This is a genomic window from Caballeronia temeraria (assembly GCF_001544795.2).
In the GTDB taxonomy this organism is placed as follows: Bacteria; Pseudomonadota; Gammaproteobacteria; order Burkholderiales; family Burkholderiaceae; genus Caballeronia; species Caballeronia temeraria.
The window spans coordinates 55,391-82,147 of record NZ_FCOI02000020.1 but is presented as its reverse complement, the minus strand read 5'-3'; the positions used below and the strand labels follow the sequence as shown (position 1 = coordinate 82,147).

Sequence of the window (26,757 nt, the reverse complement as noted above, 5' to 3'; positions counted from 1 at the left end):
ATCATGCCCCGGCTGCGCACGAAGCGCCGCACGCGGTAAACCTTGGTCGCAGAAAGAGACGTCCATCAAACCCACACCGCGCTCGCCGTGAAATTATCGTGATTCGGCCGCGCCGCCTCGCGCAGATGCGCCACCATCAGATCGAGCCATTGCGCGGGCGTCCGCGCGCGTCCGATCGCCTCGATCATCACGGATTCGTCGAGATACTCCCAGAAGCCATCGGTGCATAGCAGGAAGGCGTCGCCATCGGCGATGACGAACGGCTCCTCCGATGCCGCGATCGCCAGATCGTCCGCCGTGCCGAGCGCCGAGAACAGCACGTTGCGGCGCGGATGATGACGCACGTCGCGGGAATCGAGCAGGTTCGCGTCGATCATGCTTTGCACGAGACTGTGATCCTGCGTCTGCACGACGGTCGCGCCGCGCCGGAAACAATAGAGACGCGTGTCGCCGCAATGCGCCCACGCCGCGACGCCGGCCGCTTCGTCGATGCCGAGCAGCACCGCCGTCGAACGCATATGCGCGAGTTCGCGATCGTGTTCCTGCGCGTCGATGATCGCGTCGTTGGCGCGCAGCAGCACGCGCAACAGATTCGGCCCGGTCAGCGCGACGCCCGCCTTCGCCACGCGCGTCAGCTCCGCGAGCACGGTGTCGACCGCGATGCGCGACGCCGCATCGCCGCCGCCGTGACCGCCCGCGCCATCGGCGACGACACTCGCGAAAAGCGCCGCGTGCCGCCATTGCCCGAGCGCGTCCTCGTTGCGCGACCGGCCGCCCACTTCGCTCACGCTCGCGGTTTGCAGTTGCATGTCGTGTCTCTCGTTACGGGCGCACGCGCGGTCTGAGTTCGTCGATCTGCGCCTCGTAGGCGGCGACGAACGCGCGTCCGAACAGCGTATGGAAATCCTCGGTGGCTTCGCTCGAAAGCTGCCCGTACATGTCGATGAACAGATCCCAGCAACGCGCGCGGCGGGAGAGGCCAGGCAGAAAGCCGTCGAGCATCGAGCGTCCGGACAGGCGCGCCTCGATGCGCTGCGGCTCGAAGCGCTCGAACACGCCGTCTAGCGCGGCGCGCATGCCCGCGACCATGCCGACCTGATGCGCGCGCAAATCGGCGTAAGCGTCCTCGAATGCGACGGCGGGCGCCATGAAGCCGCGCATCTGCGGGTTGAGCAGATGCATGAGCGCCGCTTCGACGTTCGGCGAGAACTTGAGCGGATTGTTGTCCGATGCCTCGATCATCGTCGCGCCGGTGCGCATCTCGCGCTTGAGCGCGGCGCGCGCGGCGAGCAGTTCCAGCGTGCCGCGCGCCGCCTCGCGCAGCAATTCGCCGATGAGCTGCATCAGCGCGGGCGTCAGCGCCTCGACGCGCACGCCGTGTGTGTTCAGGCCGCGCAGGAACGCATCGACGAGCGCGCGATCGTCGGTCGGCTGTGCCGGCGATGGCGATAAAGCGGGCGATGGCGTCGCGCGCGGCCTCGGCGGCGTGAATGCGCTGTGCAGTTCCGAGCCGGCGTCGGAGCGCGTCGCGGGCGGCTCGGCGGGGCGCACGGCGCCGGTGAGACTCGCGAACGGGTCCGCGTCGTGAGCGGTGTTCGGCTGCGTGACCGGCGCGATGAACGCATCGGGTTCGGGCGAAGCGCCCGGCGCGAGATCGAACAATTCGTCGATCGAGCGTTTCGCGGCCGGATCGTCGAAGCCGAAATCGAAGTCTTCGGCGCGCCGGGGCGCGGGCTTCGGCGCGGCGAGGATATCGTCGCCGAAAGCATCGGGCGGCTTCGGCATCGCGGGCGCTGCGTCGAGCAAGCCGGAGAACGGATCGTCGCCGGATGAGGCGTCGGCGCTCAGCGTGTCGTCGTCGGCGGCGGCGTCGACATCGGCGTGAAGCTGATATCCGCCGATCTGCACTTCGTCGCCGTGCGCGAGCGTCACTTCCTGGCCGGGATCGAGCGGCGCGCCGTTGACGAGCGCCGGATTGCTGCCGCGATCGATCAGCCGGTAACACCCGTCGCGCCACACGATCTGCACGTGCAGGCGCGACACCGTGCGCTCGGCGTCGTCGAGCACGAGCCGGTTCGACACCGCGCGGCCGATCGTGCCGCCGTCCGTATCGAACGTCGCCGAGAGCGGCACGCGCGGCGGCTGTCCGTTGTGAAGCGTCACCGTGAGCGTAAGCATGGTTCAGTCGAATGCGTAGACGAAGTCGTCCGCGCTCGCCGACAAGCGGATCCGCGCGAGCGCGCCGCCCTCGGTGAGACGCGTCAGATATTCCGTCGAGATGCGCGGCAGCACGGTGTTCGTGAGCAGCGCGTCGATCACGCGTCCGCCCGATTCACTTTCCGTGCAGCGCGAGACGATGAGCCGCACGGCGTCGTCGTCGTAATCGAACGGAATGCCGTGATTGTCCGCGACGCGCCGCCGGATGCGCGCCAGTTGCAGGCGCACGATGTCGGCCATCATCGCGTCGGAGAGCGGGTAGTAGGGCACCGTGACGAGCCGCCCGAGCAGCGCGGCGGGAAACACGTCGAGCAACGGCTGGCGCAGCGCGCGCGCGAGGTCGCCGGGCGCGGGCAGGCGCGAGGCGTCGCGGCACATCGACATGATGAGCTCCGAGCCGACATTCGAGGTCAGCAGGATGATCGTGTTCTTGAAGTCGATGTAGCGGCCTTCGCCGTCTTCCATCCAGCCCTTGTCGAAGACCTGGAAGAAGATTTCGTGCACGTCCGGATGCGCCTTCTCGACTTCATCGAGCAGCACCACGCTGTACGGGCGGCGGCGCACGGCTTCGGTCAGGATGCCGCCCTCGCCATAGCCCACGTAGCCGGGCGGCGCGCCCTTCAGCGTCGAGACGGTGTGCGCTTCCTGAAACTCGCTCATGTTGATGGTGATGACGTTCTGCTCGCCGCCGTAGAGCGTTTCGGCGAGCGCGAGCGCGGTTTCCGTCTTGCCGACGCCCGACGTGCCCGCGAGCAGAAATACGCCGATCGGCTTGTCGGGATTGTCGAGCCGCGCGCGCGACGTCTGAATGCGCTTCGCGATCATCTCAAGCGCGTGGCGCTGGCCGATCACGCGGCGATCGAGCGCATCGGCGAGATGCAGCACGGCGTCGAGCTCGTTCTTCAGCATCCGGCCGACGGGAATGCCGGTCCAGTCCGCGACGACGCCCGCGATCACGCCCGCATCGACGCTCGGCAGAATCAGCGGCGCGTCGCCTTGCATGCCGGCGAGGCGCGTTTTGAGCTCCGCGAGCCGCGCAAGCTGGTCGTCGCGTGACGATGCGGCGGTGGCTTCGCGCAGCGACGCGCGCAACGCCAGCAATTCATCGACGACGCCTTTCTCTTCGCTCCAGCGCGCCTCCAGCACGCCGAGCGCATCGCGTTCGCGGGCGAGCGCAGCCGCGACATCGGCGGCGCGCGTGCCGGTATCGACGCCCGCGTTCGCTTCCCGCGCGACGATATCCGCCTCCACGTCGAGCGCTTCGATGCGGCGGCGGCAATCGTCGACCTGCGCGGGCGTCGCGTGCTGGCTGACGGCGACGCGCGCGCACGCGGTGTCGAGCAGCGACACGGCCTTGTCGGGCAACTGCCGCGCCGGAATATAGCGGTGCGACAGCCGCACGGCGGCCTCGATCGCCTCATCGAGCAACTGCACGCGATGATGCGCTTCCAGCACCGCAGCGACGCCGCGCAGCATGCGCACGGCCTTGTCTTCGTCCGGTTCCTGCACCTGCACGACCTGAAAGCGCCGCGTGAGCGCCGGATCTTTCTCGATGTGCCGTTTGTATTCGGCCCACGTCGTCGCGCCGATCGTGCGCAGATCGCCGCGCGCGAGCGCCGGTTTCAGCAGATTGGCCGCATCGCCGGTGCCGGCCGCGCCGCCCGCGCCGACGAGCGTATGCACTTCGTCGATGAAGAGAATCACCGGCTTCGGACTCGCCTGAACGTCCTCGACGACCTGGCGCAGGCGCTGCTCGAACTCGCCTTTCATGCTCGCGCCCGCCTGCAAGAGGCCGAGATCGAGCGACAGCAGCGCGACGTCGCGCAAGGGCGGCGGCACGTCGCCGCGCACGAGACGCTGCGCGAAACCTTCGACGACCGCCGTCTTGCCGACGCCCGCTTCGCCCGTGAGCAGCGGATTGTTCTGCCGCCGCCGCATCAGGATGTCGATGAGCTGGCGGATTTCGTCGTCGCGGCCGGTGACGGGATCGAGCGCGTTCCTGCGCGCCTTGTCGGTGAGATCGGTCGCGTATTTGCGCAGCGCGTCCTGCGCGCCCATCGCGGGCGGCGCGTCGGTATCGGCGGGGCTGTGCGGCGGCTCGGCTTCCGTTTCCTCGACCGAATCGGCGACGATGCGCGCGAAATTGTCCGACAGGTCGTCCGGCTTGATGCGCTCGAACTGCTTCGATATGCCGACGAGCACGTGCCGCAGCCGCTGCGTCTTCAGCATGCCGACGAGCAGATGGCCCGTGCGCACCTTGCTCGCGCCGAACAGCAGCGTGCCGTAGACCCAGCCGCGCTCGATGGCGTCGCCGATGTGCTCGGAGATATCGGAAATCGCGCTCGCGCCGCGCGGCAGACGGTCGAGCGACGCGGTCAGCTCGCGCGCGAGCGCGGCGGCGTCCACGCCGTAATGCGCGACGATGCGCTGCCAGTCGGAGTTCGGCGTCTCCAGAATCTGCATGATCCAGTGCGCGAGTTCGACATATGGATTGCCGCGCATCTTGCAGTAGACCGTCGCGCTTTCGACGGTCTTGTAGCCGAGCCTGTCCAGCTTGCCGAACAGCGCGACACGACTGATTTCCGCCATTCCGATCTCCTTTCCCGGCGCGAGCCTCCATCCGATAAGACGGTGCAGCGGCGCGGATTTTGCAACCTGCTTTCGATGCCCGCGATGCCCGCGATGCACGCGATGCACGCGATCACGCGATATGCGCTCCGGCGTCGAGCGCGAGATCGGCGCAATCGGCGTGTCGCGCGGCGCGACCGAGCCACGCCGACAGCCCGAGCCGCCCGTAGCGCCCGATTCGCATGGTCGGCACGTCGGCGGCGGCGAGCACGAGCTGCGCATCCCACGCGAGCTCGTCGTTCAGATGCTGACGAACCACGGCGACGAGCGCCGGCAGCGCGTCGCCGCCCGGCAGGAGCGCCTCGAACTGCGCGAGCGACAGCGGCCCGATCACGAGACGAAACGCGTGCTGCCGGTCCCACACGGCGCGGCCGAGCACGGCGCCGCGCGCGAGTTGCGCGAAGCCGGACGCATCGCCGGACCAGCGCATCGCGCGATGACGCAGCGCCGTGCGTTCATCGCGTTGCAGCGTCATCCAGTGCCCGCGATACGGCTCGACGCGCACCGGCACGCGCAGGAGCGCGCCCGCGATCGCTTCGAGCACGGCGGCAGGGCGCGTCTGCATGTTCAGCAGGCCGGCGAAATGCAGCTTCGCGTGATCCGAGACCGCATCGCGATGACGGCTCGCTTCATCGGCGATACCGATCAGCGCGCCCGCGTAGAACGCGAAGCGATCGTTGCCCGGACGATCCAGCGCCGTGACCGGCCGCCCCTGCGCCCACGCGCGATAGAACAGCAGCAGGAACCGGTGGAGCAGCGCATCGAGCAAACGCGCGAACGCCGTATCGCCATGATGCAGCGCGCGCTCGCGGGCGAAATCCGTCAGATGCAGCGGCAGCGGGCCATTCGGGCCGAAATAGCCGAAAAAGCGCTGTTCGAGACGCGGCGCGCGGGCGCCGCAATCGCGTTCGAGCGCGGCGAGCGGCGCGGGCGCGAACGCGAGCGAGACGTCTTGCGCGAGACGCACGGGTTCGTCGGCGGGCCGCGCGCCGCAGCCGAGGCGCGGCAAGTGCGGCGTCAATGCCTCGACGTGCCGCATCACGCGATAGAAATCATGCCGATGCGGCTCGGCGGCGACGGCATCGAAGAGATCGACGAGCGCGCGCGCGGGTTCGGGCAGCGCCGCCGCGCTCAGAAGATCGGTCTCGTGCCGCATCGCGGTGGCAGCCGGAGAATTTCGCCGCGCGTGCTCGTGCGCAGCGCGGTTTGCACGAACGCGTTGATCGACACGTAACGCGCGAAAAACCGGTCGAGCACGCTGCCGAAAAGCCACGCGCTGCCGCCCTGAAAGGCCAGATCGTCGACGAGCACGTCGATCAGCAGGCCGCGCCCGAACGCGATCGGGCCGGGCATCGGCAAGCGGCGCGCGACGGCTTGCGCATCCACGGACACGACGCCCGCGACCTGCGCGCGCCCGGCGTGATCGGCGTCGGGAACGTGCAGCATCAGCAGCGCGCGCAATGCGGCGGCGGCTTCGCGCGGGCCATTGCACATCGACAAATAATGCAGCGACAACTGGTCGATCAGCCGCCAGCTTTGCGTCGCGTCGAGGTTCGCGGGCGCGGGCCGCGACGGGCCGCTCACGCACTGGACGGCGCTCACGGGCGCGGCGATATCGAGCGAGAAATCGTTGCCGGCGGCGCCTCGCGGCATCGTCAGCGGCAAGTCGCGATTCGTGCAGAGCGTCGCGAACGTGAGTTGCCGCAGCGAGGCGCGATACGGCGCGGCGTTCGGATCGACGATCGACACATATGTCTCGCTGCCGACGTACTCGGTGCGCGCGCCGCTCTTGCGCCGCCCGGCGGCCACGATGCGCGGCTCGCGCTCGGTCGTGAAATACGCGGCGTCGCCGGGACGGTCCGACAGAAAATCCGCGTAGAACGGATGAAACACCTGCTCGGTGTCGTCGCTCGCGCCGTAGCCGGACACGGCGGTGACCGAATGCACTTCGAAGTCGAGCGGATGCGTGCGGTCCGGCACGACATGAAAGCGCCCGGCGGCTTCGGTCACGAGCGCGCGGTCGGCGCGCTTCGGAAAGAGGTTGATCGCGGGCACGCAGTCGAGCAGCACGTTGCCTTTCGTGACGATGCGTTCCAGCGAGGCATCGCCGGCCGCGAGCAGAAACGTCAGCTCGATTTCGCGCGATGCGAACGACGGCAGCGCTTCGGCGAGACCGTTCAGGCGCGCGAAGCGAAAGCGCTCGGGCAGCGCGAAATACTCGTGCAGCAGCCGGTAGCCCTGAAACGCGTTCGGCGTGACGGGCAAGAGCGCTTCGCGATCGCTGAAGCCGGCGGGCGCGACGGCGTCGCCGGGCAACGCGGCGAGCGCGCGGCTCGGCCGCTCGGGCGTGGATACGACCACGGCGAGCGTGCCCGCCATCACGAGCTCGTACAGGCGATACGCGGTTTCGTCGGCGCCTGAGAAGTAGAACGTCAGCGCATCGGGACGCAATGCATCGAACGACAATCCCTCGGACGTCGCGAGACGGATGCGCAGCGCGCCCTTCACGCGATGCGCGAGCGCCTGCGTCGCGGGCAGCGCGGCGAGCGGCAGATCGTGCAACTGCGCGACATAGCGCGCTTCGGCGAGTTCGAGCGGCCAGAGCGTGAGATCGGCGGCGGTGCGGAATTCGCACGGCGTCGCGTGCGCGCCCGGCGCATCCCGGCCGATGAGCGCCGTGCCGCGCGGCACCGTGAAGCCTTCCGCGAGATTCGGGCTGGCGAGATCGGGCGCGAGCCGGGCGATCAGCATCGACGGCGTCGGACACGCGGCCTGCGGCAGCACGACGTGCGCGAGCTGCTGCGTGAAGCGCGGAAACTCCTCTTCGATCTTCAACTGCACGCGCGCGGCGAGAAACGCGGTGCCTTCGAGCAGCCGCTCGACATAAGGATCGGCGACGTCGATGCCGCTCATCCCGAGCCGCGCGGCGATCTTCGGAAACTGCTGCGCGAACTCCGCGCCCATCTCCCGCAAATGCGCGAGCTCGGTGTTGTAGTGACGTAGAAGGCGCGGGTCCATGAGCGTCGCCGTGGCCGTCAGCGCGGCAGCTCCATCACCGTGATGCCGCCTTCTTCCAGATCGATCTCCGTGCGCAGCGCGAATTCGAGCGGCACCGGCTGCGCCCACAGAAGGCCGCGAATCACGAGCGCGATCTGGTTGTGCATGTCGAGCACGGAGCGGTCGAGCACCGGCTCGATTTCCAGCGTCGACGGGTCGATGCGCGGCTCGAAGCGCTCGATCGCCTGGCGGATCGCCTGTTCGAGCAGGACCGTATCGATCGTCGATGCAAACCGCCCCGACAGGCACGGCAAGCCGTAATTGAGCACCGACGCGAACGCGTGCGGACAGGCGTCTTCTGCAATCGCGTCGCCGAGATTGGTCGTGTTGAAGAGCCACGACACGTCGCGCAGCACGGCCGCGCGCAAGCCGCGATGCGACATGAAGCGCCCGCCGGCGGGATCGGTGCGCGCGGCGGGATCGTCGTCGATAAGGCGATCGAGCAGCGTCGGCTGGAGGCGGTCGGCGGCGGCGGGTGCGTTCATCGGCTTGTCCTTGCGGTCAGGTCACGCGACGCGCGGAGACATCGAGCGCGAAGGTCACGTCCGCGCCGCGGCTGCCGGTTTCGGTCTGCGGCGCGCAGATCATCGTGATCTGCTGCGCCGACACTTCGAACACTTCGCACGGCCGCGCCAGGCGCGCGCTCGTGTAGATGTGATAGTTGCGGATATACGCCTGCTCCAGCTTCATCGACAGATATTCGATCTGCACGCCGTGGTCCGTTCCCGCCGACTTGTAGCAGCGGATGTGCGCGAGGGCGAGCAGTTCGGCCTGCGCGCACAAACGCGCGAGCACGGGCGAGGCCGAATCCACCGATTTGACGACGCCGAGCGCGGTCACGCGCATGTCGTTCGCGTTGAGCGCGGCGGCGAGCGGCGCGGCGTCGTAGCCCTGCGCCCAGCGCCAGCCGTGAATCTGCATCGGCGTGTCCCAGTCGCCGCGCTTCGGCGCTTCGCCCTTGACCGGCGTGTTGCTGCGCTTGGGCACGACGTGCAGAAACATGTCGTCGGAATCGGCGAGCGCGAGCATATCGAGCTGGCGCAGGGCGTCGATCGTGAGAAGGCTTTCCGGGCGCGGCTCGCGCAGATCGTGGCTGGGCATCGTGCTGATCCGTTGGACGGCGTATCGAACATAAGACGGCGCGCGACGCGCGATTTTGAAGTTCAAAAACCGCCGGGGCGATTCGTTTAACCAGTGGATTGCATGCGCGAGGCGCGCGCAACGAAGGCCGATCACGACGGAGGATCACATGGCTACGACCGACTGCTATCTGAAGATCGATGGAATCGACGGCGAGTCGAAGCACAAGGGCGCGGAAGGACAGATCGAGGTAATGAGCTTCAACTGGGGCGTGACGAACGCGAGCAATCCGATGACGGGCAGCGGCAGCGGCATCGGCAAGGCGTGTCCGGGCGTCTTCCAGTTCGTGCATCAGTACGACAAGTCCGCGCCCACGCTCAAGAAGAGCTGCGCGAGCGGCAAGCACATCGCCAATGCGAAACTGACCGTCAGCAAGGCGGGCGAAGGGCAAAAGGAATTCCTCACCGTCACGATGAAGCAGGTGACCGTGACGCAGGTATCGCTCAAATGCCTGGGGAACAGCCATCCGGAGCAGACTGTCGACCTGAGCTACGCGGACATCGAGTTCGAATACAAGCCGCAGGACGACAAGGGCGCGCTCGGCGGCGCCGTGAAGTTCGGCTGGGACGTGCGCAGCACCGAAGTGCGCTGACCGGAAGCACGGTGCGTTCATGGCCAACGATGCCGTCGCGCAAAGCCCGCTCGTCACCGTCGATACACCGCTCGGCGACGATCTGCGCATCCTGGGCGTGCGTGCGAGCGCGGAGCTCGGGCGCATGCCGCGCATCGAGCTGACGCTCGTGTCGAAGCGCGCGGACCTCGACTTCGGGCGCATTTTGGGCAAGCGCGTGAGCGTGTCGCTCAATGTGCCGAAAGCGAAGCCGCGCGTGTTCGGTGGCTACGTGGTCGGCTTCCGGCAGACCGGCATGCGCGGCCGGCTGCACGTCTACGAGGCGGCGGTGCGGCCGTGGCTGTGGCTGCTCGCGCGGCGCAGCAACTGCCGCATCTTTCAGAACAAGACGGTCGAAGAGATCGTGAAGGCCGTTTTCGCCGATCCCGTCTACAAAGGGCTCGAATTCGGCGAGATCAAGTGGAAGGCCAGCACGCGCGCGCATCCGCCGCGTGAATATTGCGTGCAGTATCGCGAATCGGATTTCAACTTCGTGAGCCGGCTGCTCGAAGACGAAGGCATCTACTACTGGTTCCAGGACAAGGACGGCAAGGAATCGCTGATCCTGACCGATACGCTCGCCACGCACGAGAGCGTCGCGGGCTGCGAATCGCTGCCGTATGGCGCGGTGATGGCCGCCGCGCCCGATATCGAATACGTGAGCGAGTGGCGCACGCAGCATGCGATCGAAACGCGCAACTGGCTGCTCACCGATTACGACTTCAAGCATCCGTCGCGGCCGTTGCAGAAGCAGGCCGCGAAGCCGATGCAAGGCTTCGATGCGTTCGCCGGACTCGAACATTTCGATTATCCCGGCGGCTATGTCGACGCGGATCACGGCGAGAGCCGCGCGAAATCGCGCGCGGAAGAGTGGCGCGTGGAAGGCAGCGTGCCCGACGATCCCGGCATCAACTGGCATCAGGTCGAGGCGCGCACCAATAGCCGCAGCGTGCGCGCGGGCGCGTTGCTCAAGCTGACGCGGCATCCGCGCGCGGATCAGAACGCGCAGTATCTCGTCACGCGCACGCGCTACGAAATCGAGCTCGCCGACTACGAAGCCTTCGACGGCGCGCAGGCGAATCGCTGCGAATGCTGGTTTTCCGCGATCGACTCGAAGCAGGCCTTCGCGCCCGCACGCAACGCGCGCAAGCCGTTCGTGCAAGGGCCGCAGACGGCCGTCGTCGTGGGTCCGGGCGGCGACGAAATCTACACCGATCAGTACGGCCGCGTGAAAGTGCAGTTCTTCTGGGACCGGCAAGGCAAGCGCGACGAGAACAGCTCGTGCTGGATTCGCGTCTCGCAGCCGTGGGCGGGCAAGGGCTTCGGCGCGGTCGCGATTCCGCGCATGGGCCAGGAAGTGATCGTCGATTTTCTGGAAGGCGATCCGGACCGGCCGATCATCACCGGGCGCGTGTACAACGCCGAGCAGATGCCGCCGTACGACTTGCCCGGCAACATGACGCAGAGCGGCATCAAGAGCCGTTCGAGCAAGGGCGGCAGCGCCGCGAACTGCAACGAATTGCGCTTCGAGGACAAGAAGGGCGCGGAGCAGGTCGTGCTGCACGCGGAGAAGGATCAGAGCATCGAAGTCGAGAACGACGAGACGCATTCGGTCGGGCACGATCGCAAGAAGACGATCGATCACGACGAGACGACCGTCGTCAAACATGACCGCACGGAAACGGTCGGCAACAACGAGAAGATCGAGGTAGTCGTCGATCGCAACGAGAAGGTGGGCAACAACGAGACCATCGCGATCGTCGCGAACCGGACGGAAACGGTCGGCAGGAACGAGACCATCACCATCGGCGAGAACCGGACCATCAGCGTGAAGGCGAGCGAGACGGCGAGCGTGAAGCTGCAACGCACGCACGCCGTGGGCATCAACGAGACGATCGCGATCGGCGCGGCGCAGGAAGTGGGCATCGGCGCGTATCAGTCGGTGTCTGTCGGCGGGTATCAGAACATCGACGTGCGTCTGAGCCAGACCGTTTCGGTGGGCGCGAACCAGACGACCACCATCGGCAAGAATCACAAGCTCACCATCGACGGCAACCGCACGTTCGAGGTCAAGGGCGATGTGAAGGAGACCGTCGGCAAGGCGCTCGCCGTCAAGATCACGAAGGGACGATCCGTCAATGTCGGCGAGAGCGACGAGCTGAAGGTGACCAAGACGCTCATCGTCGATGCGGGCGAGTCGCTCACGCTCACGAGCGGCGACGCCTCCATCAGCCTCAAGAAGGACGGCACCATCGCGATCTGCGGCAAGAACATCACGCTCGACGCCAGCGGCAAGATCAACATCAAGGGCGGCAGCAGCATCATCATGGAGGCGTCGGATATTACGCTTAACTAAGCGTGTGTCTGCCTTCATCGCCGGGAGCGAATCGTGTCCAACATGTCCGAGGTTTTATCGTCGATTCTTCCGCCCGCGCCGGTCTGCGCCGCGCGCGTGCTGGCCGCCGAGGACGGCGGCGCGGTGACCGTGCAAATCGGTGAAACGGCGCGCATGGCCGAATGCCGCGTGCTTGCGACGGGCGGCGAAGCCGTCGCGCTCTGCGCCGGCGACGACGTGCTCGTGTGGCTCGCGGACGCATCGGGCGGGCGCGGCGTGGTGATCGGCAAGATCGTTCCGTATGCGCAGCCGGATGCGATCACCGCGCCCGCCGAACGCGCCGCGAGGCCGCCGAAGCTTGTGCTGGAAGCGCAGGGCGACATCGTGCTGCGCAACGGCGGCGCGCGCCTCACGCTCGGCCGCGACGGCGACGTGGAACTCGCCTGCAAGCGCTTCACGGCGCGCGGTCACCGGCTGCTCGAATTGCTCGCGCCGATGATCAAGCTCAACTGACGAGGCCCGGCATCATGCGCACGGCACTTGCCCTGACCGACGTTCCCGCGTGTCTCGGACTCGCGGCGACCTGGGTCGGGCCGCCGCGCGAGCACGCCCGCGAGACCCGCGCGCCGCTCAGTGTGCGGGGGCCGGTGCGCGACGCGGACGATATCGCCCGTTTCAGACGGCACGCGGCGCGCGAATGCTTCGATACGGCGTCGGCGCTGCGCGTGCATCGCGAGCCGCTCGCCGATGAGCGTTGGCAGCTTCCGGCGCGCGCCGAGCAGCGGCTGCTCGCGCAGATCAACGCGATCGTCGCGCTCGGGCCGGATGCGCTGGCGCTGGTGATCCGCCTCGCGCTCGATCCGGATCTCGCGGACCCGGGACGTGTCTTCGCGGCGCTGCTCACGCTCGGCACCGTCGACGATCCTGCGCTGCACACGCAGGCGCTGGGCATTTTCAGGCGCGCGGTCATGCGCAGCGCGCCGGAGGCGAGGGCGGCGGTGGAAGCGCTCGGCGTGTGCCCGCATCCCGGTTTCGACGATGCGCTCGCGCCATGGCTGTGCGATCCGCAGGCGCGCATTCGCGAGGCATGCGTTCGCGTGCTGGCGTTCCGGGGCACGCTTGCCGAAGCTGCGTGGCACGCGGCCCTGCGCGATCCGGATCTCGGCGTCAGCACCGCCGCGCTCGGCGCGCCGCTCGCGGGCTACGAGCCGCGCGCGTGCGAGGAAGCGCTTCAGCCATGCTTCGACATGCTTCATGCCGAGACGCGCGTGCGTCTCGCGTTGCGCGCGGGCGTGAGCATCGGCGCGGCGCGTGCGCACGATTTCGCGTCGTGGTGCATGCGTGGCGATGCGCCCGGCTGGGCCGATGCCGCCCATTGCGTCGCGCTCTTCGGCCGCGCGGCGGATGCGCCCGCCATCGCGCGGCTGCTGCAAGGCGCCGATCCGCGCGCGGGCATCCGGGCGGCGGCCCGGCTGGGCGTCGTCGATCTCGTGCCGGATTTGCTGTCGGTGCTGGCGCGGCACGCGGCGGATTCCGAGGCGGCCATCGGCGCACGGCGGTCCATTCAGACCATCACGGGCATTGCATGCGATGCATCCGATGCACGCGATGCCAAAGCGAACGCGCGCGAGACCGCCTCGCTCTGGGAACAGCGCGCGTCGCATTTTCGTTATGGCGTGCGTTATCGCGATGGCCGCGCGCTGTCGCTCGCGCTGCTGCTCGAACTGCTTCGCGACGGCCCCGGCTCGCGCGAGGAACGCGACACGCTTTATCTGGAGATGCGCGCGGCGACGGCATCGCGTGTGCCGCGCTTCAGCGTGCATGATTTCGTCGGCGTGCAGCGGCAGGCGCTCCGGTGTATCGGCGCATGGTTGCGCGAGCGGAGCTGAACGTCATGGACGAGCCCGCTTTTCACAATCACAGCGACCTGCTCGCGGACGTGCTGCCGATCATCGATCGCGACGGCGCCGAAGCGCGGATCGTGATCGTCAAGGCGTCGTACGACATTCGTCCGGGCGAAGCGCTGATGCCGAGCGAAACGCCGCGCGCAGTGCGCATGGGCGACGTGATGTGGGGACCGGCGCACATCCCCGATATCCGGCTGCCGGCGGACTATGGGCTCGCGAAGCGCGGCACGGACGTCGTGCTCGCCGGTCACGCGATGCCGCCGTCGATGCGCGCGCAGCCGGGCGTCGATGTCGCGCTTTCCGTGGCGGGGCGCGTGAAGCGGCTGCGCGTCTGGGGCGCGCGGCTCTGGCAACGCGCGCCGCACGGTGTCGTGCCGGGCGCGAGCCTCGCGCTGACCGCGACGCCGCTCGCGTGGTCGCGCGCATACGGCGGGCTGGATCTGAGCGATCCGCAGCGGCCGCTCGAAGAGGCGCGCAATCCGGTCGGCAGCGGCATCGCGCGGGTTCCCGCGGCGCTGATCGGCACGCTCGCGCCGCAGATCGAGGCGCCGGACGCGCCGATCGGCATTGCGGGCGGCCGATACGTGCCTGCCGGGTGCGCACCCATCGGCCGCAGCTACGCGCCGCGCCGTCTGACGATGGGCACCTGCGACGCCGCCTGGCTCAAGCACGTTTATCCCGCGCGACCGGCCGACTATCGCGCGGAGCATGAGAACTGCGCGTCGCCGGACCTCATCTTCGATCCGCCGTTGCAGGGCGGCGAGCGCGTCACGGCGGCGGGCGTACATGCATCGGCGGAGCTTGGCTTTCGCTTGCCGAGATGGCGCATTGCGGTCGATGCGCTCATCGACGGCGCGCTCGTGCAGCGGCGTCCCGCGCTCGATACGGTCGTCGTGGACAGCGATGCGCTCATCCTCGAATTGGTGTGGCGCGCGATCTTTCGCTGCCCGCCGAAGACGCGCGACCGCTTCACGGCCATTCGCGTGCAGGCGAAGGAGTATCGCGTATGAGCACGCTGCGCGATCAGACGGCGCTGGCGCGATGCGTCGCGTGGGATGCCGTCACGAGCCTCGGCGAGAGCGCAGCCGAAACGCTGCTGCTGCTGCGCGCCGGGCTGTGCAACGTCACGCAGTCGCGTTTCGTCGATGCCGCGGGCGAACGCGTGATGTTCTGCCGCGCGCCGTCGGTGCCGCCGGACGTCGCGGGGATCGGGCGCATCGAGGCGCTCGGGCGGCAGGCGCTCGACGGACTCTGCGCGCGCTTGCGCGATACGGGGCGCGACATCGGCGACGCCACGCGGGGCCGGCGTCCGGCGCTGCTGATGCTGTGCCTTTCTGCGCACTACGAGGGCGATGACGTGATCCGCCGTCTGCGCGAGTGCTTCGGCGCGGTCTTTCCCGATATCGACATCGAGGTCTTTCCGTTCGGACGCGCGGCCGGATCGCCCGCGCTCGCGCATGCGGTGCGGCGCATCGGCGAGGGCCGGCTGGTGATCTGGGGCGGCGTGGATTCGCTGCACGACTGGCGCGTGCTCGAAGCGCTCGAACGGTCGCAGCGCTTGCTGACCAGCGAGAACGTCGACGGCGTGCGGCCCGGCGAAGCGGCGGCGTTCATCGTGCTCGAAGCGGCTCGTGCGCCGGTGGATATCGGCGTGTACGGCATCGGCGCCGCGCGCGAGCCGCATCCCGTGGGAAGCGAGGAGACATCGAAGGCGGCGGGGCTGAATGGCGCGCTGGATCGCGCGTTGACGCCGCTGCGCGCGGCGGGCGGGCGCAGCAACGCGTGGCTGCTCGATGTCTCGCACGAAGACTATGCGGCGCAGGAGTTGCAGAACGTGATTCCGCGTCTTGCCGATGTGCTGGGTCCGCGCGCCGGTCTGAAGATGCCCTTGAAGGAACTCGGCGATCCGGGCGCTGCCGCGATGCCGCTGCTCGCCGTGCTGGCGGCCGAAGCATGGCGTCTGCACATCGCCGACGACGACACCGCCGTGATCACCGGCTGCTCCGACGACGGCGCGCGCGGGGCCGTGCTGCTCGGCGCGGATGACATCGAGGAGGCGCGCGCAGCATGATCACCGCGAACAGCAAGGAGATCGCGAGCGAATCGAGCGGTCATCAGGTCGTCTACATGAACCCGAGCGTGTGCATCACGCCGGCCGCGCCGAGCCCGCTGCCCGTGCCGTATCCCATCCTGACCGCCGACGGCACCGGCCGGCTCGACGACGATACGCGCCACGTGAAGATCGGCGGGAAGCCCGTGTTCACGCTCAACTCTGCGGTGAGTGCGTGCAACGGCAATGAACCCGGCACGCAGAAGGAGGTCGTGAGTCTGAAGACGGGATCGAGTTGTTACATCCTGACCGGCAGCACGAACGTGAAGGCGGAAGGCGCGTATGTCGCGTTCACGGGCAGCACCGGCATGGGCAACCAGATGTGAGCGATCATGGCGGAGACGGCAGCGATGGTCCAGGCCAAGCTGGTGAAGGCCGGTGCGAAGGACAAGATGAATTGCGCGCAGATATTCGCGCAGTTCGATCCGCCGATCAAAATGGGAACGCACGAAGAGATGCAGGGCACGAAGAAGCGGTATCAGGCGGAGCATATTCTTCCTTGTTCCGCGATGCATGAGTCGGGGCGGTCAGGCCCGAAGTTCGGCGATTGCGGAGACTACAGCACGAGCGGCGCATTGACGTGGATGGTGAGCGATGGCCAGTCCGAGGGGCAGGAGCACAAGCTTCTCACGGACCCCATGCGAGAGTTTTCTCAGCAAAACGAACTGAACGGTACGAATGCGACGCGTGACGAATGGATGAAAAAGTACGAAGAGGCCACGAAAAAGGCGCTCAAGGATGGAAAGAAGCGACGCGAGATCAAGGATTCGACGCTCGATCGCGACGACCTCATCGACAAGGCGGCCAAATGCATTCGCCTGCTTGCCGAGCAAGCGTTCGAGGATGCCGGCATCACCGCGAAGACGAAGCTGCGCAATCCCTGGGATCCGACGAAAGAGCAGGTCGCGCTAAAAAAGGCGGCGACAGCGGCAAAGAAGGCAGTGACCGGAAAACGCGGTTAGGAGCCGAATCATGAGCGAAACGGAAATGTGCACCGAAGTGCTTGCTGCGGCGCGAGCGGGCGACGAACTGTACCTGCTGTTCATCGATTATGAAGAGGGCGACATTGCGAGCGCGACGGGCGACGTGTTCACGTTGCCGGCGGATCAGCCGGTGGGAGCCGTCCCCCAACGCGTTCTGGAAACGAACGATTCGCTGCGTTGCCTCTGGGCTTCGCCCCAAGGCTCGGTGTGGACGGGTAGCGCCGACGGTACCGTTGCGACCACGGCTCGCGTCACATGGCCGCCGCCCGCGGGCGCGGTGTCTTACCGGACCGAGGGCGGTTCGCCCGCGTGGTCGGCGACCGATCTTCCTGTACTGCGCTCCACGCGCTTGCCGCCGAATCTCACGGTGTTGTGGGGCAACTCGGACGACGATGTCTTTGCCGGCACCTACGGCGGCCACATCTATCATTGGGATGGCCGCGCGTGGGTGCAGCAACACGAGGGACCGGGCAACGGCGAGCGGACGATACGCGCGTTCGCAGGCAGTCCCGGCGATGTCTATGCAGTCGGCGCGATGCAGACCTTGCTCCATTTCGACGGCGCCACATGGCGGCCACTGAGCGTGCCCGGCCCGGTGGATCCGAGCGAGAGTCTGACCGGCATCTGCCGCTTCGAAGGGCAGGACATGTTGATCGCGGCATCGGGTGAACTCGAACGTCTGGTGCAAGGGACGGCTGCGGGCGGCTTCACCGAATTCGGCCGTTACGAGGTGCCGCTGCTCGGCATGGACAGGCTGAAGGACCGCATTCTTTTTGCTGCCGAGGAGGGCGCGGCGGAGTTGATCGGCCGCGATGTGCAAATGATCCGGACGACGTTCGCGGCCGTGACGATCTGGATAGCGGGCGACCGCGCCTATTTCGTTCCGCCGGATCAGCCTCCGCCATCCGTGGTCGAGTACGCGCCCTACACGGACAGCTGGCCTTGGACGATACTCGAGTTTTGAATCGACGGACGACGACATGGCCGACTCTTTCGCATCCATCGACCCGATCAAGCGGGCGACCGCCGATGTCGCTCCGTGTCTCGCATTTGTCGTGTTCATTCGGGGGCGGCTCGCTGCGCACGCCGAAGCGTTGCGAACGCTGCTGAACAAGCTGCAGGCGGGATGGCTCGATCAGCGTCTGACACGCTATCGCGCGGCGGCGCAGATCGAATGGCAGGACGTCGAGAACGTTAGGACTCCAAGTTTCATCGCGAGCCTGTGCGAGACATGGCCGTGCGAGGGCGGCACGCACTATCTGCAACTCGCGAGCGATGTTCAGCAGACGTCACAGGCCAACGTCTGGGAATTCGTCGATGTCGCGCCCGTGCCCGATACCGATCGCGCGAGCCACCTCTTCGTGCGCTTCGCCGATGGCACGCCTCCGGGCGTGTTATCGGAGCTGACCGCATGGCTCATCGACGCGCTGCCGCTTTCGTGGGCGACCGGCGGTTACGTGTTCGAGCATCGAAGCGGCGCGGTCTTCACCGCGCACATGCGCATGGCGGCGCTCGCGAAACGCTGTTGGGCGGTGCAGATCATCGATCGGACTTCGTTGCAGTGGGACGCGATGCGTGGCATGCCGGGCGCGAACTGGCTCACGCTGATCGGCCGCGACTATGCGCGCGCGATGAAGCTGGACCTCGCAAGCATAGAAAACGCCGACGGCGCACTTGCCGCGCAGAAGATTTTCCGTCGAGCGGGCCGGCATGCGCTCGCGATCGCGGCCGGCCCGAAGCCGCTGCTGGGCGACATCAACGCATACGAAGACTTCGATACGTATGTTCATGTCGCACGATTGATCGCGCCATTGCTGCTCGATGACCCGACGCCTTTGGCCGGGCCGTTCGCCCGGCCCGACGTGCTGGGTGCATGGCTGCGGCGGTTCGAGGAGCAGGAAGAATGGCTCGCGTGCGATATCGGCGTGGGCGGTTGATCCGGCGGTCGTTGTTGCTCGAATACGAGATCTGCACTTTAGCCAGCCAGCGCCGCCCAACCGCTGCCGCTCGACCTCATTCAATCGTCTTCGCGACAACCTCCTGCAACAGTTCCCGCACCGCGAGCGCAGCCGGCGACAGCGAATGATCCCGACGACGCAAGACGCCGAGCGTGCGCATGAGCGTCGGGCGTGTTCAAGCGGCTGGTCGCCGCGATGGGACAGCCGGAACTCTCCACCGACCCGGCCTACGCAACGCATACCGCGCGTGGATCGAATCAGGCCGTGCTCGACCAGATCATCGCCGACTGGACCGCCGCCTTCGATCGCGAAGCGCTAGGTCGCGTGCTCGATGAAGCGGGCGTGCCGGGCGGCGACATCTTCCGCGCGGCCGAGATGCTGGAAGATACGCACTTCAGGGCGCGCCAGGCGACCATCGAAATCGCTCATCCGCGCTTCGGCATGCTGAAAATGCAGAACGTGGCGCCGCGGCTGTCGGACACGCCGGGGAGCATCCGAAGCGTTGGTCCCGAACTCGGCGAGCACAACCACGAAGCACGGCGCAGATGAGTCAGCAATCCAGTTTCAAGGGATACGACTTCAGCGCGGGGGGGGGGCGTCTGGGCGATGCCTGCCGGCGCCACGCATCCGATCCTCCAATGGCAAGCGACGGGGCAGTGATGCGTGGCTCACGCTGCCGCGCGGCTCATATGTCTGGCATTTACCGACATCGAACCATCGGACTGTTGTTCGCGTCCATCGCATGGTGCAAACACACGCGTGGATTCGTCTTCGAATCACTTGAATTCGCCCAGAAATTCGACTCAAACCGGGAATCGGCGTCTTTCGCGCTCATTGGCACGCCTCATGCAAAAGAACGGGTGGCGGCTTTCACGCCATTCACTTCACTTTTGCCAGGAGACCAATCATGGCTACGCTGAGCATCACCGATCTGCCACGCACCGACACCCTGCACCGCGACGCGATGTCGTCCATTCGCGGCGGCATCGCCACGATCACGCTTCCGCCGAACGGCAACCCTGGTCCATTGCCGCCGTCAGTTCCGGCGTCGTGGCCTGGCGTCGCCGCGATCCTGAAGGATCTGCACATTCCGGCGTCGTGGCCTGGCCAACCCGTTCCTCAGGCGCAGGATCCGCGTCTGCTCTGAGCGCGTTCGTTGTGCTGCATCCGCATCCGCAGCCCTGCGCGGCGGATGCGGCGCCCGCATGTCTGGAATCCTTGCGCATGTGACATTGAAACGGCACTGCTTTCGATGAAAAAATGGGGCTTTCGAGGAGCGTCACGACCATGCCCTATCTGCAACTGGACGTATGCGGCCACTATTCAGTGGAAGACAAACGGCGCCTGGCGCTGAAGATGAGCGAGACCTACGCGCAGATGATGTCGGTCGACATCCGGCGCATCAGCGTCGCGATTCGCGAGCTGGGCGAAGGAGGTGTCTGGCGGATTCCCGAAGCCGGTGAAGCGCCCACACCGGTCGCGGTCATGATGCTGGACATCAGAAAGGGCAGGCCGCCCGAGCTGCGTATGGACGTGGCCAAAGCGCTGTGCGCGCATTGCGTCGACATTCTCGGGCTGCGTGAAGACCGGCTCAACGTCGAGTTCACGCAGCATTCCGGCGATGAGATGTATCACCCTGCGCTGGGTGGCTATAGCCCGGATTGGACGCCCGGCGAGCAGTAACGCAAGCAATGCAAGCTGCGCTCACGGCGCAAGCGGCGTGATGCCCGATGCCCGCTGTATGGTTTGCGGCGGCTGACCGAATGCACGCAGGAAGGCCTGACGCATGCGTTCCCGGTCACCAAAGCCCGTCTCTCTCGCCACGATCTCGATAGGATGACGCGTCGTTTCCATCATCAGTCGAGCGGCTTCGACACGCAGCCGCTCGACCGCCTTGGCGGGCGATTGCCCCGTTTCCTCACGAAACACACGGCTGAACTGACGCGGACTCAGCCGGGCCGCTTCGGCCAATCGTTCGACCGATAAGTCGCTCGCCAGGTTTTCACTCGCGTAGGTCAGCGCCATCTGCACGCGGTCCGAGCGCGCGCCCATCTCCAGCAGCGCCGAGAACTGCGACTGGCCGCCGCCGCGTCGCTGATAAAGCACGAGTTTGCGCGCGACCATGCGCGAGGTTTCCAGCCCGAAATCGCTTTCGACGATCGCGAGGGCTAGGTCCACGCCCGCGCTCATTCCGGCCGACGTCCACATCTGCCCATCGACCACGTAGATGCGGTCTTCTTCGAGCTGAATGTTCGGATACTGCGCCTGGAACGCACGCGCATGGAACCAGTGCGTCGTCGCGCGCTTGCCTTCCAGCAGACCCGCGGCAGCCAGAACAAACGCTCCTGTGCAGATCGAAGCAATGCGCCGTGAATGGCGCGGTGCGCGCCGAAGATATTCCACGAGCGCTGCCGAAGGAAGGCGGCAATCGTTGTCGCCCGCGACGATGAGCGTGTCGTAGCCCTCTTTCGCAAGCGGTTCGCTGTAGACAGAAAATCCCTGGGACGAAGTGATCGGTCCGCCGTGCTGAGACACGATGCTGAACTGATACGACGTTTCGTCGCGGAGAAGGTTGGCGTATTCGAAGACGCTCGCCACGGCGAGCGCGAGCGACTGGAAATTCGGATAAACGAGAAGTCCGACCGTGTGCATGATGTCGCGCGAGGCATGGCCTGATTCATTGAAGGTAGCACAAAACAGACGACCCCGCGGAGCCCTCGGCGCGATGGCTTAAATCATTGCATCTATGACATTGAGGCCGTAGACGGTCAAGATCAGAATTAGCTTCATGAACCGGCACCGTGCTGGTTCAATCCACTCAAAGGAACGATCATGACTGCTTCTACGAAAGGTTTTGCGCTCATCACCGGTGCATCGGCTGGCATTGGCGCCATCTATGCAGATCGCCTCGCAAAGCGCGGTTTCGACCTCATTCTGGTGGCGCGTAACCAGACCCGGCTGGATGCGCTTGCAGCGCGCCTCACGAAAGAGACGGGCCGCTCGATCGAGACTGTTGTCGCGGATCTCAACGACAAGGCCGCGCTCGCGAGTATCGAACGCATGCTTCGCGAAGATCAGCGCATCACGATGCTGGTAAACAACGCAGGCGTCGGCTCGGTTGCATCGGTGCTGGACGGCAATGTCGACTCAATGGAATCGATGATCGATCTGAACATCACGGCGCTGACGCGTCTCACCTATGCGGTCGCGCCGGCGTTCGTCGCAAAGGGCTCGGGCACGATCATCAACATCAGTTCGGTGGTCAGTATTGCGGTCGAACTGCTGAACGGTGTCTACAGCGCCTCGAAATCGTATGTTCTGAGTTTCGGCCATGCGCTCCAGCGCGATCTAGCTGGCAAGGGTGTGCGCGTGCAGACCGTGCTGCCCGCAGCGACGGCAACCGAGTTCTGGGACGTGGCGGGCTATGCGAAGCAAAAGGAAGCGGCGAGCACGATGACAGCAAGCGACCTCGTGGATGCCGCGCTCGCCGGACTCGATCAGGGCGAACTCGTGACCATCCCGACACTGCACGATGGCGATCAATGGACGAAGTGGGAAGCGGACCGTCGTGCGCTGGCTCCCCAATTCGCCAATGCCAAGGCCGCGCCGCGCTACGCGTAGGCAATATGGATAACTGAATAAAGCCCGGATCATGGCGCAAGGAAGAACTCACCGCCAAGATAAAGTGGCCTTAGCTTAACGGTCCCGTTGTATCGCGACGAACCAACTGGATGGGCAAGACATCGTGAACGGGTGCGCCCATCCCGCCGGCCCGAATGCGCTCGACTAGCCGGCGCGCGGCGGTGCACGCCATTGCTTCGACCGGCTGTCGGATCGATGTCAATCCGACCAGCGGCGATCCCGCCAGCGGCATGTCATCGAAGCCGATGATCGAGAGTTGTTGCGGCACCGCGATGCTCTGCCTTTTTGCCGCCTCGAGCACGCCCAGCGCGATCGTGTCGTTTCCGGCGACGATACCTGTGACCCGGTTATCGTCGCTCAACATCGCGATGGCGCTGGAATAGCCTGCCTCGCTGGTGTAATCGCAATAGATCAATGGCACCGATGCCGGCGCTATGCCCACGCCCTCCAGCCACTGCAAGGCGCCTTTGACTCGGTCTCTGCTCGTCGATGTGTTCTGCGAACCCATGACCAGCCCGATCCGTCGATGGCCCAGTTGATAGAGATGCTCGGCCGCGAGCGCCCCCGCGTGAACGTTGTCGACCTCGACCGTGTCGACCCTCACATCGTCGACGGAGCGAACGACGAGTACGAGGGGAATGCCTCGTCGTTGCATCTCGGCGACCACGGGTGAGTCGAGCGTCGCGGTGGCGAAGATCATCCCATCGAGATAGCCGTCGATCAGAGGCCTGAAAGCGAGCAGGTTCTCCGAGTCGTTCATCGAATCGATCATCAGCGTGATCTGGTAGTCGAACTCCTGCAGCGCGTCATGGAGATGCGTCAGCAACAAGGTCATGAACCGGTTGTGCAGCGCGCCGACCACCACCCCGATCAGCTTCGTCGCCGATTTGCGGGTGGATCGGCCCTGCGACGGAATTCGATAACCCATTTCGGCAGCGACCGCCTGCACGGCGCTACGGGTCTCGCTGCTTATAGCCGGGTGGCCCGTCAGCGAACGAGACACGGTGGACACCGAGATGCCGAGGCGCTCGGCAACATCTTCGAGGCGAACTTTCGATATCTTCGAGCGAACCGCGGAACGGTCTTTCGTTTGCATAGATTTGCACTGTCGGGTTGTACGGAGGAGGCACAAATCTCCTATGGATATGAGCCCGTAGGGTAAGTGTGGAGCATTTGCGCAAATTTTGCAGAAAAACTTGCGCTACATTTGCAGCAACGCAGCAGGCCTTCCGACTCCGGACCACGCTGCTTCTTTGTCACCCCGAAAAAAGGAAATGCAAATGGCAATCCAATACCTGAAGCATGGTCGCAGCGCGGAAGAATCCTCTCAGGACGCCGCCAAGGTCCGTGACGTGGTCACGGGCATTCTCGCCGACGTTGCATCGCGCGGGGACGCGGCGGTCGCCGGACTCTCGGCGAAGTTCGATAACTGGTCGCCCGAGCGCTTCCGGTTGTCGGAAGACGAGATTGCGAACTGTGTTCGCACGCTGTCGCCGGGCCAGCTCGACGACATCAAGTTCGCGCAGGCACAGGTGCGCAATTTCGCTCAGGCACAACGCGAGTCGATTCGCGACGTCGAAATCGAGACGCTGCCCGGCGTCGTGCTGGGCCACAAGAACATGCCGGTCGACAGCGTCGCGTGTTACGTCCCGGGCGGAAAATTTCCGCTGGTCGCCTCGGCACACATGGGCGTCGTGACCGCGAAGGTGGCGGGCGTTCCGCGCATCATCACGGCATCGCCGCCGGTCGGTGGCAAGCCGAACCCGGCTGTGGTCGCCGCCATGCATCTCGGCGGCGCCGACGAAATCTACACGTTCGGCGGTGTTCAGGCCATCGCCGCGATGGCGCTCGGCACGCAGACGATCGATCCGGTTGCGATGGTGGTCGGTCCGGGCAATGCCTTCGTCGCGGAAGCGAAGCGTCAGTTGTTTGGTCGCATCGGCATCGACCTGATTGCGGGGCCGTCCGAAACGCTGGTGATCGCCGACGACAGCGTCGATGCGGAACTGTGCGCAACCGACCTTCTGGGACAGGCCGAGCACGGCTTCAACACGCCAGCCGTTCTCCTCACGAACTCGCTCCAGTTGGCCAAGGACACCATCGCGGAGTTCGAACGCCTGCTCGACATTCTGCCGACGGCCAACACGGCGGGCGTTTCGTGGCGCGACTATGGTGAAGTGATCGTGGCCGACACGCTCGAAGAAATGGTCGCGGTCGCCGATCGCATTGCATCCGAGCACGTTCAGGTGATGACGCGCGACCCGGATTACTTTCTGAAGAACATGAAGAACTACGGCGCGCTCTTCCTCGGCGCGCGCACCAACGTTGCATACGGCGATAAGGTCATCGGCACGAATCACACGCTGCCGACCGGCAAAGCCGCGCGCTACACGGGTGGTCTCTGGGTGGGCAAGTTCATCAAGACGTGCACTTATCAGAAGGTGCTGACGGATGAAGCGAGTGCGCTGATCGGTTCGTACTGCTCACGACTGTGCGCCATCGAGGGGATGATCGCGCACGGGGAACAAGCGAACATTCGCGTGCGCCGCTTCGGCAATCGCGATGTGCCTTACGGCACGGCAGTCCCCGCGTAAGCGCTGCTGAGGAGACGCTCATGACACGCACCAGGCCACGGCCGCGCAGCGACTTCCACTGGTTTTGCCAGGTGAATACACAGTGGAAAGACATCGACATCTACGGGCATGTGAACAACGCTGTTCATTACACGTGGTTCGATACCGCAGTCAATGGATGGCTCGTCGATCGCGGTCTACTCGACCCGCTTTGCGGAGAGGCTGTCGGCCTGGTCGTGCACACGAGTTGCGAGTACTTCGACGAGGTCGTCTTTCCGGACCTCGTCACCTGCGGGTTGTGTGTGACCCGAGTGGGGACGACGAGCGTAACGTACGAGATCAGCCTGTTCAGAAACGACCGTGATCAGTCGTTCGCGCATGGCACGTTCGTTCATGTCTACGTCGACCGCCTAACACGAAGGCCCGTGCCGTTGTCCGAGGACATGCGACACGCGGTCCATCACATTCGTGCGCCTCATTGAGATGCGCTGTTGCCTATCGTTCGCTGCCAACGTGCTGCAGCGTCTCCAGCGCCTCCAGAAGTACGTCCTTGGCGGTGCCTTTCAGGTACTTCTTGAGCTCTTTCTCGACCTGGGTCTGCGCCGCGCGCCAGTGCGGCTCGGCCTGCTTCAGGACGCGGGCACCGGCGGGACTGAGCTTTGCCAGTTTGTAACGCGCGTCCTCGTCGCTCGATACCTCGACCCATCCCGCGTCGATCAGCAACTTGATGTTGCGCGAAATCGTCGTCTTGTCGAGTGACAACTCGGCTGCAATCTCGTTGTAGGTCGCCGAGCCAAGGCGATCGAGCCCGCGCAACAGCGTGTGCTGTGTGATTTTCAGACCTACCGGTCGCAAGGCGTCGTCGTAAATGCTCGTCAGGGCATTCGCCGAGCGCCTGAACTGGGTGCAATAGCATTCGGTGAACATCGATATTTCCTTTCGATCTGATCGATCAGTGTATATGCAACTATCGTAGCACTTCGTTGCAGGACACGTCGAGCCGACGAAAGAGCAGGGTAGTACGGGTTCTCACCAAGTTGAAGACCCGATGATTCTAACTAGACTGTTGCATATACATCGGTTGTAGATGCATCTGCTTTGATATTAGTCGAAACATATTGCGCCCGTATAGATGTATATGCATCCGCTTAACAAGCTCCAACCCGTACACATCAATTCATCTCGAAGGAGTGTCAGAAATGCCCATCATCGTTTGCAACACGCGCGCCGGACTGGACGTCGACGTCAAGAGGAAAATCGCCAAGGCGATCACGATGGCCGTGAACGAGACCATCAAGTCGCCGCTCGAGATCATCAGCGTGGTCTTCAATGACCTCTCGTCCGAAAGCAGTTACGTGGGTGGAGAACCCGGCGGCGACACGCTCATCATGTGCAATATTCGCGCGGGTCGATCCGACGAAGCAAAGCTCACGCTGGTCAAGAAGGTGAGCGCCATTTTCAGCGACTATGCCGGTGTTCCGGAAGACCGTATCGAGACGGGGCTGCTCGAATTCAATCCCGCGTTCATTATTCGCGGCGGCAAGCAGTTGCCCGATCCTCCCTACGCGTAACAACGACCTTAGATACGGTCTGTAGA

At 65.5% G+C, this 26,757-nt stretch carries 27 protein-coding genes; 17 read left to right on the top strand and 10 right to left on the bottom strand.

Annotation, left to right across the window (positions count from 1 at the left end; translation table 11 throughout):
- Positions 1 to 65: 65 nt before the first annotated feature.
- The 7 genes from AWB76_RS25485 to AWB76_RS25455 all read right to left on the bottom strand — a co-directional run bounded on the left by AWB76_RS25485 (position 66) and on the right by AWB76_RS25455 (position 9,003).
- The gene (locus tag AWB76_RS25485) at positions 66 to 809 is read right to left on the bottom strand and encodes a PP2C family protein-serine/threonine phosphatase (RefSeq protein WP_061162904.1); all 744 of its coding nucleotides are present in this window, start codon (positions 807 to 809) and stop codon (positions 66 to 68) included.
- A 13-nt stretch (positions 810 to 822) separates the two neighbouring features.
- Positions 823 to 2,178 carry a type VI secretion system-associated FHA domain protein TagH gene (gene tagH / locus AWB76_RS25480; RefSeq protein ID WP_061162903.1) on the bottom strand — a complete coding sequence of 452 codons (1,356 nt, stop codon included), beginning with the start codon at positions 2,176 to 2,178 and terminating at the stop codon, positions 823 to 825.
- Between the two features lie 3 nt (positions 2,179 to 2,181).
- Positions 2,182 to 4,806 (bottom strand): type VI secretion system ATPase TssH, encoded by a 2,625-nt coding sequence (tssH, locus tag AWB76_RS25475; protein ID WP_061162943.1) that lies wholly within the window; start codon positions 4,804 to 4,806, stop codon positions 2,182 to 2,184.
- Positions 4,807 to 4,918: 112 nt separating this feature from the next.
- Positions 4,919 to 6,001 carry a type VI secretion system baseplate subunit TssG gene (gene tssG, locus AWB76_RS25470; protein WP_061162902.1) on the bottom strand — a complete coding sequence of 361 codons (1,083 nt, stop codon included), beginning with the start codon at positions 5,999 to 6,001 and terminating at the stop codon, positions 4,919 to 4,921.
- Positions 5,977 to 7,863: a type VI secretion system baseplate subunit TssF gene (gene tssF, locus AWB76_RS25465; protein WP_061162901.1), complete on the bottom strand. Its 1,887-nt coding sequence runs from the start codon at positions 7,861 to 7,863 to the stop codon at positions 5,977 to 5,979. Before tssF ends, tssG begins: the two co-directional genes overlap by 25 nt.
- A 17-nt stretch (positions 7,864 to 7,880) precedes the next feature.
- Positions 7,881 to 8,387, bottom strand: a complete 507-nt coding sequence (tssE, locus tag AWB76_RS25460; RefSeq protein ID WP_061162900.1) for a type VI secretion system baseplate subunit TssE — start codon at positions 8,385 to 8,387, stop codon at positions 7,881 to 7,883.
- Between the two features lie 16 nt (positions 8,388 to 8,403).
- On the bottom strand, positions 8,404 to 9,003 hold the full coding sequence (locus AWB76_RS25455; RefSeq protein ID WP_082864533.1) for a type VI secretion system tube protein Hcp: 600 nt from the start codon (positions 9,001 to 9,003) through the stop codon (positions 8,404 to 8,406).
- A gap of 148 nt (positions 9,004 to 9,151) precedes the next feature.
- On the opposite strand from AWB76_RS25455, the gene AWB76_RS25450 reads away from it, so the two are divergent.
- From AWB76_RS25450 to AWB76_RS25390, 13 genes are all read left to right on the top strand, one after another.
- Positions 9,152 to 9,634 (top strand): Hcp family type VI secretion system effector, encoded by a 483-nt coding sequence (locus AWB76_RS25450; protein ID WP_061162941.1) that lies wholly within the window; start codon positions 9,152 to 9,154, stop codon positions 9,632 to 9,634.
- Positions 9,635 to 9,653: 19 nt separating this feature from the next.
- Positions 9,654 to 12,008, top strand: coding sequence for a type VI secretion system Vgr family protein (locus AWB76_RS25445; RefSeq protein WP_061162899.1), 2,355 nt, complete (start codon positions 9,654 to 9,656; stop codon positions 12,006 to 12,008).
- Positions 12,009 to 12,041: 33 nt separating this feature from the next.
- The gene (locus AWB76_RS25440) at positions 12,042 to 12,500 is read left to right on the top strand and encodes a hypothetical protein (RefSeq protein WP_157696211.1); all 459 of its coding nucleotides are present in this window, start codon (positions 12,042 to 12,044) and stop codon (positions 12,498 to 12,500) included.
- 14 nt (positions 12,501 to 12,514) lie between these two features.
- Entirely contained in the window at positions 12,515 to 13,876 is a 1,362-nt protein-coding gene (locus tag AWB76_RS25435; protein ID WP_061162897.1) for a hypothetical protein, read from the top strand.
- A 5-nt stretch (positions 13,877 to 13,881) separates the two neighbouring features.
- Entirely contained in the window at positions 13,882 to 14,904 is a 1,023-nt protein-coding gene (locus tag AWB76_RS25430) for a DUF2169 family type VI secretion system accessory protein (RefSeq protein ID WP_157696210.1), read from the top strand.
- Entirely contained in the window at positions 14,901 to 15,965 is a 1,065-nt protein-coding gene (locus AWB76_RS25425; protein WP_061162895.1) for a hypothetical protein, read from the top strand. Before AWB76_RS25430 ends, AWB76_RS25425 begins: the two co-directional genes overlap by 4 nt.
- Positions 15,962 to 16,330 carry a DUF4150 domain-containing protein gene (locus AWB76_RS25420; RefSeq protein ID WP_061162894.1) on the top strand — a complete coding sequence of 123 codons (369 nt, stop codon included), beginning with the start codon at positions 15,962 to 15,964 and terminating at the stop codon, positions 16,328 to 16,330. The genes AWB76_RS25425 and AWB76_RS25420 overlap by 4 nt, the downstream gene beginning before the upstream one ends.
- 129 nt (positions 16,331 to 16,459) lie before the next feature.
- Complete coding sequence (locus tag AWB76_RS25415; protein WP_157696209.1) at positions 16,460 to 16,966, top strand: hypothetical protein; 507 nt, start codon at positions 16,460 to 16,462, stop codon at positions 16,964 to 16,966.
- Between the two features lie 10 nt (positions 16,967 to 16,976).
- Positions 16,977 to 17,951: a beta propeller repeat protein gene (locus tag AWB76_RS25410; protein WP_157696208.1), complete on the top strand. Its 975-nt coding sequence runs from the start codon at positions 16,977 to 16,979 to the stop codon at positions 17,949 to 17,951.
- 16 nt (positions 17,952 to 17,967) lie between these two features.
- Complete coding sequence (locus tag AWB76_RS25405) at positions 17,968 to 18,924, top strand: type VI immunity family protein (RefSeq protein WP_061162891.1); 957 nt, start codon at positions 17,968 to 17,970, stop codon at positions 18,922 to 18,924.
- 192 nt (positions 18,925 to 19,116) lie between these two features.
- Entirely contained in the window at positions 19,117 to 19,494 is a 378-nt protein-coding gene (locus AWB76_RS25400) for a CoA transferase (protein WP_208606609.1), read from the top strand.
- A gap of 358 nt (positions 19,495 to 19,852) precedes the next feature.
- Positions 19,853 to 20,092 (top strand): hypothetical protein, encoded by a 240-nt coding sequence (locus tag AWB76_RS25395; RefSeq protein WP_061162889.1) that lies wholly within the window; start codon positions 19,853 to 19,855, stop codon positions 20,090 to 20,092.
- Positions 20,093 to 20,232: 140 nt separating this feature from the next.
- Entirely contained in the window at positions 20,233 to 20,628 is a 396-nt protein-coding gene (locus tag AWB76_RS25390; RefSeq protein WP_061162888.1) for a tautomerase family protein, read from the top strand.
- A gap of 21 nt (positions 20,629 to 20,649) precedes the next feature.
- Here the strand turns inward: AWB76_RS25390 and AWB76_RS25385 are convergent, their stop codons facing one another.
- Entirely contained in the window at positions 20,650 to 21,597 is a 948-nt protein-coding gene (locus tag AWB76_RS25385) for a GlxA family transcriptional regulator (RefSeq protein WP_061162887.1), read from the bottom strand.
- Between the two features lie 180 nt (positions 21,598 to 21,777).
- On the opposite strand from AWB76_RS25385, the gene AWB76_RS25380 reads away from it, so the two are divergent.
- A complete protein-coding gene (locus tag AWB76_RS25380) occupies positions 21,778 to 22,566 on the top strand; it encodes an SDR family NAD(P)-dependent oxidoreductase (protein ID WP_061162886.1) in 789 nt (262 codons plus the stop codon).
- A 70-nt stretch (positions 22,567 to 22,636) separates the two neighbouring features.
- On the opposite strand, the gene AWB76_RS25375 is transcribed toward AWB76_RS25380, so the two are convergent.
- Complete coding sequence (locus AWB76_RS25375) at positions 22,637 to 23,683, bottom strand: LacI family DNA-binding transcriptional regulator (protein WP_061162885.1); 1,047 nt, start codon at positions 23,681 to 23,683, stop codon at positions 22,637 to 22,639.
- Positions 23,684 to 23,867: 184 nt separating this feature from the next.
- On the opposite strand from AWB76_RS25375, the gene hisD reads away from it, so the two are divergent.
- Both hisD and AWB76_RS25365 read left to right on the top strand, forming a co-directional pair.
- On the top strand, positions 23,868 to 25,181 hold the full coding sequence (hisD, locus tag AWB76_RS25370) for a histidinol dehydrogenase (RefSeq protein ID WP_061162884.1): 1,314 nt from the start codon (positions 23,868 to 23,870) through the stop codon (positions 25,179 to 25,181).
- Positions 25,182 to 25,201: 20 nt separating this feature from the next.
- Positions 25,202 to 25,642: an acyl-CoA thioesterase gene (locus AWB76_RS25365; protein WP_061162883.1), complete on the top strand. Its 441-nt coding sequence runs from the start codon at positions 25,202 to 25,204 to the stop codon at positions 25,640 to 25,642.
- Between the two features lie 13 nt (positions 25,643 to 25,655).
- Here AWB76_RS25365 and AWB76_RS25360 read toward each other — a convergent pair whose 3' ends face one another.
- The gene (locus AWB76_RS25360) at positions 25,656 to 26,087 is read right to left on the bottom strand and encodes a MarR family winged helix-turn-helix transcriptional regulator (protein ID WP_061162882.1); all 432 of its coding nucleotides are present in this window, start codon (positions 26,085 to 26,087) and stop codon (positions 25,656 to 25,658) included.
- Between the two features lie 272 nt (positions 26,088 to 26,359).
- Here AWB76_RS25360 and AWB76_RS25355 point away from each other — a divergent pair, with 272 nt between their 5' ends.
- On the top strand, positions 26,360 to 26,731 hold the full coding sequence (locus AWB76_RS25355; protein WP_061162881.1) for a tautomerase family protein: 372 nt from the start codon (positions 26,360 to 26,362) through the stop codon (positions 26,729 to 26,731).
- Positions 26,732 to 26,757: the final 26 nt, after the last annotated feature.